The organism is uncultured Fibrobacter sp., assembly GCF_937877005.1.
Classification (GTDB): Bacteria; Fibrobacterota; Fibrobacteria; order Fibrobacterales; family Fibrobacteraceae; genus Fibrobacter.
This window is the reverse complement of the sequence record NZ_CALEFV010000197.1, coordinates 1-11,133: the sequence shown is the minus strand read 5'-3', so window position 1 is coordinate 11,133 and position 11,133 is coordinate 1. Positions and strand designations below refer to the sequence as shown.

At 53.6% G+C, this 11,133-nt stretch carries 10 protein-coding genes and 1 pseudogene; 8 read left to right on the top strand and 3 right to left on the bottom strand.

All coding sequences use genetic code 11. The features are described from left to right. Together Q0628_RS09200 and Q0628_RS09195 are read left to right on the top strand one after the other, a co-directional pair. Positions 1 to 892 (top strand): annotated as a pseudogene (locus tag Q0628_RS09200) (DUF3416 domain-containing protein); the annotation flags it as partial. A 64-nt stretch (positions 893 to 956) separates the two neighbouring features. Then, a complete protein-coding gene (locus Q0628_RS09195) occupies positions 957 to 1,712 on the top strand; it encodes an acyl-[acyl-carrier-protein] thioesterase (RefSeq protein ID WP_298770336.1) in 756 nt (251 codons plus the stop codon). 8 nt (positions 1,713 to 1,720) lie between these two features. Here the strand turns inward: Q0628_RS09195 and Q0628_RS09190 are convergent, their stop codons facing one another. Continuing rightward, positions 1,721 to 2,269, bottom strand: a complete 549-nt coding sequence (locus Q0628_RS09190) for a carbohydrate-binding family 9-like protein (protein WP_298770334.1) — start codon at positions 2,267 to 2,269, stop codon at positions 1,721 to 1,723. 174 nt (positions 2,270 to 2,443) lie between these two features. Between Q0628_RS09190 and Q0628_RS09185 the strand changes: the two genes are divergently transcribed. Together Q0628_RS09185 and Q0628_RS09180 are read left to right on the top strand one after the other, a co-directional pair. Continuing rightward, positions 2,444 to 2,767 carry a SpoVG family protein gene (locus Q0628_RS09185; protein ID WP_298770332.1) on the top strand — a complete coding sequence of 108 codons (324 nt, stop codon included), beginning with the start codon at positions 2,444 to 2,446 and terminating at the stop codon, positions 2,765 to 2,767. Positions 2,768 to 2,780: 13 nt separating this feature from the next. Next, positions 2,781 to 4,319 (top strand): YifB family Mg chelatase-like AAA ATPase, encoded by a 1,539-nt coding sequence (locus tag Q0628_RS09180; protein ID WP_298770330.1) that lies wholly within the window; start codon positions 2,781 to 2,783, stop codon positions 4,317 to 4,319. Positions 4,320 to 4,339: 20 nt separating this feature from the next. On the opposite strand, the gene Q0628_RS09175 is transcribed toward Q0628_RS09180, so the two are convergent. Next, entirely contained in the window at positions 4,340 to 4,705 is a 366-nt protein-coding gene (locus Q0628_RS09175) for a dihydroneopterin aldolase (protein WP_298770327.1), read from the bottom strand. Then, complete coding sequence (locus tag Q0628_RS09170; protein ID WP_298770325.1) at positions 4,699 to 5,712, bottom strand: hypothetical protein; 1,014 nt, start codon at positions 5,710 to 5,712, stop codon at positions 4,699 to 4,701. Before Q0628_RS09170 ends, Q0628_RS09175 begins: the two co-directional genes overlap by 7 nt. 245 nt (positions 5,713 to 5,957) lie before the next feature. On the opposite strand from Q0628_RS09170, the gene pgk reads away from it, so the two are divergent. The 4 genes from pgk to Q0628_RS09150 all read left to right on the top strand — a co-directional run. Continuing rightward, a complete protein-coding gene (gene pgk, locus Q0628_RS09165; RefSeq protein ID WP_173340837.1) occupies positions 5,958 to 7,214 on the top strand; it encodes a phosphoglycerate kinase in 1,257 nt (418 codons plus the stop codon). Positions 7,215 to 7,391: 177 nt separating this feature from the next. Beyond that, a complete protein-coding gene (cmk, locus tag Q0628_RS09160) occupies positions 7,392 to 8,063 on the top strand; it encodes a (d)CMP kinase (RefSeq protein WP_298770323.1) in 672 nt (223 codons plus the stop codon). Between the two features lie 35 nt (positions 8,064 to 8,098). After that, a complete protein-coding gene (gene rpsA, locus Q0628_RS09155) occupies positions 8,099 to 9,865 on the top strand; it encodes a 30S ribosomal protein S1 (RefSeq protein WP_298770321.1) in 1,767 nt (588 codons plus the stop codon). Between the two features lie 77 nt (positions 9,866 to 9,942). Next, positions 9,943 to 11,133: phosphopantothenate--cysteine ligase family flavoprotein (locus Q0628_RS09150; protein WP_298770318.1), on the top strand; the 1,191-nt coding region annotated here is incomplete at its 3' end.

Genomic DNA, 11,133 nt, shown 5'->3' with positions numbered 1-11,133 from the left:
CTACAACAAGAACTACAAGGCCCTGTGGAAAGAAATCGAAAACATTATCTTGTTCTGGGCCGACAAGGGCATTGAAATTTTCCGTATCGACAACCCGCACACAAAGCCCTTCCCGTTCTGGGAATGGCTGATTGCAGACGTCAAGGAAAAGCGTCCGGAACTCGTGTTCCTCGCCGAAGCGTTCACGCGCCCGAAGATGATGCATCGCCTCGCAAAGTCCGGTTTCGACATGAGCTATACGTATTTCGCATGGCGCTCTGCCAAGTGGGAATTCGAGCAATACCTCAAGGAACTTACCCAGAGCGATGCCAAGGAATACATGCGCGGAATCTTCTTTCCGACGACTCCGGACATTTTCCCGAAGTACCTTGCTTACAAGGGTCCGAACGCGTTCAAGCAGCGCTACTTCCTCGCGGGTACGCTTTCGAGCCTTACGGGCATGTACAACGGCTACGAGCTGTGCGAAAACATCCCCTCGCCGGTCAAGGAAGAACTTGCCGACAGCGAAAAGTACCAGTACAAGGTCCACAACTGGAAGGGCCCCGGCATCCAGGACTTTGTGCGCCGCGTGAACACCGCCCGCCAGGAACATGTGGCCCTGCAGGAATACGACAACCTCGACTTCCACTACTGCGCCAACGACCAGCTGATGGTGTATTCCAAGAAATCCGGTGACGACGTAATCCTCTGCGTATGCAACATGGACATGGAAAACGCCCAGGAAGGCATGGTGGAACTTGACATGGCAAAGCTCGGACTCAATCAGGACTCCTTCTTCTTCTTGAAGGACCTGATTACCGACGAAAGTTTCGTATGGCGTGGCAACAGGAACTTTGTGCGACTTGATCCCGCCAAGGCACCAGGTCACCTGCTCGTGCTCAAAAAAATCTAGCCGAACTTTCGGAAACTAATTTATCTGGACTGCCTCGGCGGTCCTTTTTTGTTATATTAAAAATATGATCGATATTTACGCACTTGCAAAGAATCCGCTCGTTTTCCAGAAACAACGCACCATCACCTCGGCATACATCGACGTTTCGGGCAAGATGGGCATCGCGCAGACGGTGCTCATGGTGCAGGACAACTTCACCGAGAATTTCGGCGCCATCAGGCAGGACAACTTCTGCGTTCACGAGAAGGGTGCCTACTGGGTTATCTACAAGGCGAAATTCAAGTTCTTCCAGCGCCCGTTCTGGCGCGACAAGGTGGTTACCACATCGTTCCCCGCCGATAACGCGCCTATCCGCACTTACGAGAACACCGCCGTCACGACGCTGGAAGGCGAACCGATTATCCTCGCCGTGCAGGAGGCCTGCTGCCTTGACCTTGAACGTCACCGCCCCGTGAAACTTTCTGCGGTCGACTTCCCGACGGAAGGCGCCCCGGAACCGTTCATGGACAACAAGTTCACGAAGTTCCCGGTGGAACCCGCGGAATATGTGGAGGTTTACCGCCAGAAGGTGCTGCCCCAGCATATCGACATGTCGCACCACATGAACAACATCGAGTACGTGAAGCTCGCGCTGAACGTGTTCTCTTCGGAAGATCTGGAACTTTGCATTCCCTCGATGCTCGAGGTGCACTTCATGGGAGAAACGCACGAGGGGCAAGAAGTCACCGTATTCCGCGCCGACAAGATGGGCGCCACTTACATGAAGATTGAGGACGACGCAGGTCGCCAGGTCTTTGAAATGAAAATCAAGATGAAATAACCGCCGAATTAAAATTCGCGGAAGAATTCCGGCCGGTGAAAATCCGGCTTTTCTGTTTCTACCGGAAATGCGCTCAGGTAATGGGGCGTCTTTGCCTTATCGGCACACTTGTAAATGTTTCCGCAAAGAGTCACTCCATCAAAAGTCCGCAAGCCAAAAAGAGACGGAGAAATCTGGACAGTCATCCCCCAGCACACCAGATTGCCTGCGACACTTGCCAATTGCTTGATTCGCACGACTGAATTAATTTGTTCCTGAGACAGCTTGACGCGAGAATTGCGATCGGGTCCGTGAGCCGCCAGCAAGTAGCCGCGACTGGTCGTTTCGAAGTTATAGTATTCCGTAGGATTCGCCGGGTCCCGCAGGAATATTTCGACGCAGGAATCCTCCCAGCTGGAGCCATTGTCTTCCTTGACTTCGGCACGAAAACAGTCCATCGGTTCCTCGATGGTAAAATGGACCGCAAAGTAGTCCGCCGTTTTTTCCGTTTCGACAAGAACAGACGGGAGGGCTATTCCCTGGTTCGCAGCCCATTTCATATTCGGAATCAGAAGCATGTGATTTAAGATAGAAAAACTGATTAATCAGTGATTAATCACTGATTAATCACCTCAATGCAAACTATTGTTTCTCCGGCGATATCATTTCTAGGCTAATTTCGCCATTTTTCGAACTTGGCATGGAATTTGCATTACAATGACACCCAACCAAACTAAACATAGGAGGCCTATATGGCTGAAATCGAAAAGAAAAAGGAATGGAACGCCAAAGGCGAATTCGACTGCCTTGCCGTCACCAGCGTCCAAGTTTACCCCTTCAAGGAAGGACCTTCCATGGGACACATCAAGGGACTTGCATCGATTGTACTCAACGACCAGATGCTCATCCGCGGGCTCCGCGTCATGGACGGCGAAAACGGGCTGTTCGTAAGCTATCCGCTCGATCCATTCTTCAAGGGAGAAGAGTTCCGTTCCATCTGCTGCCCGATGGCCCGGAACTTGCGCGACCATATCCAAAACTGCGTGCTGGAAAAATACCAGGCCGCTATCGCATAAGGCGCCACAAAAAATGTTTCGTAGAATCCGTTCTTATTGTTTGTTTGGAATAAAGGCAGTCCCGGTGAACGTCGAAGTCGACGCTTCGCAGGGGCTGCCTGGATTCACTTTGGTAGGGTTGCCAGACAATGCCGTAAGGGAATCTAGGGAACGCGTCGTCTCGGCGATTCGCTCCATAGACAAGGTGGTGACAGGATTCCGTACAACGGTAAATCTTTCACCCGCGGACCTACGGAAGGAAGGGAGCGCCCTGGACCTGCCGCTAGCCATCGGGCTTCTGGTCGCCACCGGAGAAATCGAGGTCCCGCAGCTCGAGCACCTCGTTTTCGTGGGCGAACTTTCGCTCGATGGCCTACTCAAGCCGGTTCGGGGCGTTCTTTCCATCGCCATGAGTTTATCTAAAAAGGGTAAAGACATTCTCGTCATCCCGCGTGCCAACGAACAGGAAGCCATTCTCGTTGAAGGAATCCGTTATGTCTGCGCAGATTCGCTAAAAGAGTGTGTCGAACAGATGGAATCCGGAGCTCATCACCACGCCGTACAAGCTTCCGGTTTCAATAATATCAAAAACCGTATTTCCGAGAGTTCGCTAGACATTCCCGATTTTCACAATGTAGTCGGCATGGAAAGCGTGAAACGCGCCCTCGAAGTTGCCGCCGCTGGAGCCCATAACTTTCTACTCGTCGGCTCGCCCGGAGCGGGCAAGACGCTTTGTGCAAAGTGCCTGCCAGGAATCCTGCCCGAGATGACCGAACTCGAAATTCTCGAAACGACGCGCATCCATTCCTGCGCAAGGACTGCGGGCGATTCAGAAGATTTCAAACCCGTTATGGTCCGCCCGTTCCGCGCCCCCCACCACTCTGCCTCGATGGTTTCCCTCGTGGGGGGTGGCGCCCGGCTAAAGCCGGGCGAGGCAAGCCTCGCCCACAACGGAGTCCTCTTCCTGGACGAACTCCCCGAATTCAACCGCAATGTTCTAGAAGCTCTCCGCGAACCCATGGAGGAAGGAGCCATTTCCGTCAGTCGCGCAAGCGGCACCGTCGTCTGGCCAGCTCGCTTCATGATGGGTGCCGCCATGAATCCTTGCCCCTGTGGATATGCCATGGATCCCAAACGAACCTGCACCTGCCTTCCCGAAGCAAGGAAGCGATACCAGGAAAAAATCTCGGGTCCGCTCCTTGACCGCATCGATATCCAGGTGAGTGTCCCGCCCGTCGAAGCCTCGCAATTCGGCCGCAAGAACAACGCCGAATCTTCGGCGGAAATTCGCAAACGGGTTTGTGCCGCCCGCGACATTCAACGAATCCGGTTCAAGGGAACACGGTTCAAGTCGAATGCGGAAATGAATTCGGAATTTGCAAAGGAATGCTGCAGGCTGTCGCAGGCTACCGAAAAGTTTATCGTCAGTGCTGCAGACAAGATGGGCCTAAGCGCAAGAGGCTTCTACAGACTACTAAAGGTCGGACGAACTATCGCCGACCTTCGAAATTCCGATTCCGTTGAAATAGCGGACCTGTCAGAGGCCCTACGCTATCGTTCGTTCAGAAGCTAAAAAAGCTCGTTTCCGAGCTCTTAACGAATCACCTTGATGCAAGATTCCGCACCGGCACTGTTCGGAATGGCCAATGGTTTTCTGACAGAAACTTCCGCCGCGACCGTCTTGGGGTAGTGGTTCAATATATACTTGGCCGTTTCCAAGACCAAAGTTTCTTCTAGCTGAAAACTGGCCTGGGATACATAATTCTGCACATCGTCAGCAAGCTGGACATAGTCGATTGAATGAGCAAGATCTTCGTTGCGTGCAGCTTGAGAAAAATCAAGCCACACGGAAATATTCAAGACAACCGGCTGCTCCTGTTCGCGTTCATAGGGAAGCGTACCAATGATGCAGCTGAATTCCAAATCCCGTATAGAGATTTTTCCGGTCTCGACTACCATACGAAGAGAACGACGGCACCAGCAATGGAGACTGCAGAGACGGCGAACCAGATGTTACGGGCCGACGCATAAGAATCCTGAGTCTTCTTATTCTCGTCCATACGCTTCTGCAAGTCGGCAAGCGTCCAGTTGTCTCGCTTGGCCTGCGAACTCATAATGTCTTCGCAGTTGCGGTCACCGTTACAAACGGTGAGGATGCTGCTGTTGAGTTCATCCAGTTCGTCGTAAGCGTCCTTGGCTTCGTTCGACTTGGAGTGGTTGATAATGCCAAGTACGGCACCCGTAACGGCGAGAGCGGATAGACCGACGGCAGTCCAGAAACGGACTTCGTCAGCAATACCGAAACGATCACCGACATCGCTAGCAGCGTCGCTGGCGGCATAATCACGGTCATCAGCAGAATTGTCTACCGGAGCGGAAGTCTTGTAGGCAGACAGATCTTCATCATCTTCCTCCTCGCAGTCCGGATCATATTCGTCGCATTCCTCTTCACTGGAAGATTCGGCAGGTTCTGCAGCGGCAACAGGAGTTTCTTCTTCCGCACTTTCGCCCTTAAGCGTCACGGGAGAGCCATCAATGAAAACGATTGCCGTAGAGAGGCCCGGAGCGAAAACGGACTTGCCGTCGAAGTAGACCTTCTCGACATCCTTGTCAGCAGGCATGCCACGTCTTTCATAGACCTTGGCCGTCACGAGCTTGGAGTAGTCAACGCCTTCGGCCGTCATGGCGGTCATGGAGCTGAGGTCACCGGCACCACCCTGGTACAGCTGGTAGGAAGTTTCAGATTCACCAAACGGATCCTCGAACTTCTGGCGAACGACCAGACGACCATCCTGAAGAGTGGCAACTTCTTCCGCAGGAGCCACTTTCAGCTCACCACCAAATTCAGCGACGATATAATCATCGGGGACGCCGGCATCTTTCGCCGCAAATTCCTCAATATCGTAAGCTCCTGCAAAGGCGGAAACGACTGACAAGCATAAGACTGCAAGAAGGGAACGTTTCATTTAAAACTCCAATTAGGTCTAATTTTTTTTGAAATATATAAAAAAAATAAAGGATTTGCACAATTATAATGTAATTGCAACAACCATTTATGAAAGGATAAAAGCCTCGCGCACAATACGTTTAGTTTTGTTTACATTTAAGACTCTATAACTTTTTTTTCGGTTCCACGTCACCATTAATTTCCGGCCATCTTTTACTATATTATAGCCCGTAAAATTTTAACCCTAAAAAGAGGATTGCTACAATGGCAAAGCTTTCTATCGAAGATCTCGAACTCGCCGGCAAGCGCGTGTTCATCCGTGTTGACTTCAACGTTCCGCAGGACAAGGTGACTGGCGAAATCACCAACACCAAGCGTATCGAAGCCGCTCTCCCGACCATCCAGTACGCTCTCGATCACGGTGCAGCCGTCGTGCTCGCTTCTCACCTGGGACGCCCGAATGGCGAAAAGAACATGAAGTACACCCTCGCTCCGGTCGCCAAGAAGCTCGAAGAGCTCATCAAGAAGCCGGTGAAGTTCCTCTCCGACTGCGTAGGTCCGGAAGTCGAAGCTGCCTGCGCCGCTATCAAGCCGGGTGAAATCATCCTCCTCGAAAACCTCCGCTTCCACATCGAAGAAGAAGGCAAGCGCAAGATCAAGAACGCCGATGGCACCGAAACTAAGGAAAAGGCCGACAAGGAAGCCGTGAAGGCATTCCGTGCAAGCCTCACCAAGCTCGCCGACGTCTACGTGAACGACGCTTTCGGTACCGCTCACCGCGACCACTCCTCCATGACTGGTGTTGAACTTCCGCAGCGCGCTGCCGGTTTCCTCATGAACAAGGAACTCAAGGCATTCGACCAGGTGCTCAACAATCCTCCGCGTCCGTTCCTCGCCATCCTCGGCGGTGCAAAGGTCGCTGACAAGATCCAACTCATCAACAACCTCCTCGACAAGGCCGACAAGATCATCATCGGCGGTGGCATGGCTTTCACCTTCAAGAAGGTTCTGAACAACATCGAAATCGGTTCTTCCCTGTTTGACGAAGAAGGCGCCAAGCTCGTTCCGGATCTGATGGCCAAGGCCAAGGCTGCCGGCAAGGAAATCATCCTCCCGGTCGACTACATCGCTGCCGACAAGTTCGCTGCCGATGCCGCTACGAAGGCTGTTTCTGACGCCGAAGGCATTCCGGCTGGCTGGATGGGCCTCGATGTGGGCGCTGAATCCACCAAGCTCTTCGTGAACGCTATCAAGTCCGCCAAGACCATCGTTTGGAACGGCCCTGCAGGCGTGTTCGAATTCGAAGCTTTCGAAAAGGCCACCAAGGCTATGGCAGACGCTATCGTCGAAGCTACCGCTGCAGGCGCAATCACCGTGATCGGTGGTGGCGATACCGCTACGGCTGCCAAGAAGTACGGCGCCGACAAGAAGGTGACCCACACCTCTACGGGTGGTGGCGCTTCCCTCGAACTCCTCGAAGGCAAGGTGCTGCCGGGCGTCGCCGTCCTCACTGACAAGTAATTCAAAAATTCGTAAGGCGAGTGAAGCGCGAACGCTTGCGTTCGCATTTCCGAGCCTAGAATTTCGCGCTTGCGCAAAATAAATTTTGAATTTAAAAGCTCCGCAACCTAGTTTGCGGAGTTTTTTCAATGTTCGCTTTGACGCAGGTCCTGCCTTTTTCTAAATTTACGCCCACTTATGAGCAAAAATGGCGAAAATTTTGTCATCGCCCTTGATGGCGGTTCGGGTACCGGCAAGAGCACCACTGCAAAAATCGTTGCAAAGACCCTGGGTATCACCTACCTGGACACGGGTGCCATGTACCGCGCCGTGACGCTTGCCGCCCTCGACGCAGGACTTGCTGCCGAAGAAGGCCCCGCCATGGACAAATTGCTCGAAAACCTGACCCTCGGGTTCGATTCCGAAAACCACATTCTCATCAACGGAGTCTGCCGCGAAAACGAAATCCGCGGCATGAAGGTATCGAGCAACGTGAGCATCTACTGCGCACTCCCGTCGGTCCGTGCCGCCATGACCAAGCAGCAGCGCGAAATCGGCAAGAAGCAGAGCTGCATCCTGGATGGCCGCGACATCGGAACCGTCGTGTTCCCCGATGCCAAGTACAAGTTTTTCATGGTCACGGACGTGAAAGTCCGTGCCGAACGCCGCTACAAGGAACTCCTTGAAAAGGGCGAGAAGGTGACGCTCGAAGAAGTCCTCAATAACCTGGTCGAACGCGACCGCCTGGATTCTTCCCGCGCAAACGCCCCGTTAAAGAAAGCGGACGACGCTATTGAAATTGACACTACACACATCTCAATCCAACAACAGGTTCAAAAGATTCTCGACTACGTAGGTGTAGTGGCGTAGCCTGAATCCTTTGTTCCGCAACCCAATAAAACAATATGTCTCAAAATCTCAAATTCGGTACCGCTGAAGATCTCGCTGAAATCCTCGCCGCTCAGGGCGAATGCAGCCCCGACTTCCGTAAGCAGAACGCTGACGTTTACGCCGGCATGGATTGCCTCGAACAGGGCAAGCTCGTCACTGGCAAGATTAGCCAGGTGAACGACCAGGAAGTCTTGATCGACGTGAACTACAAGTCCGAAGGTGTCATTGACCGTGCTGAATTCAAGGACACGGACTCCCTCGAAATCGGTTCCGAAATCGAAGTGTTTGTCGAAAAGCTCGAAGATGAAGACGGCCGTCTCATCCTTTCGAAGCAGAAGGCCGACTTCGTTCGCGTGTGGGATCGCATCCACGCTGCATTCGAAAACAACGAAGTCGTGCGCGGTACGCTCACGAAGCGTATCAAGGGCGGTGTGGTTGTCGACCTGTTCGGCATCGACGCCTTCCTCCCGGGTTCCCAGATCGACCTCCGTCAGATCCCGGACATCAACGCCCTCATCGGTCAGGAATACGACCTCAAGGTTATCAAGGTCAACAAGGCTCGCCGCAACATCGTCGTTTCTCGCCGCGTCGTTCTCGAAGAAGAACGCAACAAGCAGCGTGGCGACGTGCTCGAAACTCTCGAAAAGGGTCAGGTTCGCAAGGGTATCGTCAAGAACATCACCGACTTCGGTGCATTCATTGACCTCGGCGGCGTAGACGGCCTCCTCCACATCACCGACATGAGCTACAAGCGCATCAACCACCCGACCGAAATGCTCCAGCTCGGCCAGGAAGTCGAAGTCATGGTTCTCGACTTCAACGACAAGAAGGAACGCATCTCTCTCGGCATGAAGCAGCTTAAGCCGCATCCGTGGAAGGACATCGCCGAACGTTATCCGGAAGGCGCTATCGTCAAGGGTAAGGTTGTTTCCATTACCGATTACGGTGCATTCGTTGAACTGGATTCTGGCGTTGAAGGCCTCATCCACGTTTCCGAAATGTCCTGGACTCAGCATGTCAAGCACCCGTCCAAGATCCTCACCGTCGGTCAGGAAGTGGAAGCCGTGGTGCTCAAGGTTGAAGAAGATGCAGAACGCATCTCTCTCGGCATGAAGCAGCTCGAAAGCGATCCGTGGGATTCTATCGAAACCGAACTTCCGCCGGGTGCCCGCGTGGTTGGTGAAATCCGCAACATCGCTTCCTTCGGCGCCTTCGTCGAAATCAAGGAAGGTGTTGATGGCCTCATCCACGTTTCCGACATGTCCTGGACCAAGAAGATCACCCACCCGAACGAAATGGTCAAGAAGGGTGACAAGGTCGAATGCGTCGTGCTCGCCGTCGATAAGGAAAAGCGTCGTATTTCCCTCTCCATGAAGCACCTCACCGAAGATCCGTGGGATTCTATCGACACCACCTATCCGGTGAACAGCGAAGTGAAGGGCAAGATTGTCCGTATGCTCGACCGCGGCGTCGTGGTTGAACTCGCTGACGGTATCGAAGGCTTCATCCCGGTTTCCAAGCTCACCGCTGAATACATCAAGGTTCCGGCCGATGCATTCAAGGTCGGCGACGAAGTTCCGGCTGTCGTGACCGAAATCGATCTCAACAACCGTAAGATCTTCCTCTCCGTGGTGGACTACTTCAAGAACCGTGAATCCGCCGAGCTCAAGGCTTGGATGGACTCTCACAAGCCGGGCGAATCTGGCACCACCATCGGTGAAGCCGCCGCTCCGAAGAAGAAGGCCACCAAGAAGAAGGCTGACGCTGAAGCCGAGGCTTAATTAGCTTCTTCAAAAGCACAAAGCTTTAAGGAATCCCGCGATTATTCGCGGGATTTCTTTTTTCTATTTTTCATTTCATGAACCTCGCTGGAAAGAAAATCTTGCTCGGAGTCTCGGGCGGCATTGCCGTGTACAAGAGCTGCGAGCTATTGCGCCTGTTGCAAAAGAAGGGCGCTGAGGTGCGCGTGTGCATGACCGAGGCGGCGACCGAATTCGTGGCCCCGCTGACTTTTGCAAGCCTCTCCAAGTGTCCCGTGTACCTGAAGAACGGAGCCGTCGAGGCGCGTCCCTTCCAGCATATCGATTTTCCGCGCTGGGCAGACCTCTATTTGGTGGTGCCCGCGACCGCAAATGTCATCGGTAAATTCGCCTGCGGTATCGCCGACGATCCGGTGAGCCTTTGCTTTATGAGCTGCACGTGCCCGCGCGTCATTGCGCCCGCGATGAACGTGGCCATGTACAACTCCCCCGCCGTAAAGCGCAACCTCGAAATTTTGCGCGGCTTTGAAGACACGACCGTGCTGGAATCACCTGCAGGTGAGCTTGCCTGTGGCGAAGTCGGACAAGGTCGCCTGATGGAACCTGCAGAAATCGTGAAATGGTTAGAAGGGGCAAGCCTGCCCCTCGCTGCAGCCGCTTGCGCGTCTTCCGCTACCCCATCTAACGGGGGGCACCCCCGTAACGCCCCCGCGCCGGCAATTCCTGTAGCACAAGATGTTCCGCCGACACAAGACGCAAGCCTTCCTGGCTACGGCAAGAAAGTTCTCTTGACCGCTGGCCGTACCGAAGAAGCTATCGATCCGGTGCGCTATATTAGCAATCGCAGCAGCGGCAAGACCGCCGTGGCGCTAGCCTCGGTATTCTACGCCAACGGCTTCGAAGTCGAAGTGGTCGCAGGCCCGATGGAGGCCGGATTTCCGAAGGGCGTTCACGTGACTAAAATCAGAAGCGCCCGCGACATGCACGACGCCGTCCTTGAACGAATGAGGAGTGCAAGCGTGCTCGTTCACTGCGCCGCCGTTGCCGACTACCGTCCGAAAGTCGCCGCGACCGAAAAGATTAAAGATAGCCGCAGCCAGCTGATTCTGGAACTGGAACCGAACCCGAATATTTTACGAGATAGCGTCGCCCAAAAACGCGACGACCAAGTGATCGTAGGGTTCGCACTGGAAACCGACCACTTTGAAGAACACGCCGCCGAAAAACTCGCAAAGAGCGGCGCCGACGCCTTGCTTTTGAATGCGCCCGTAGCCGCCGATTCCGGCTTT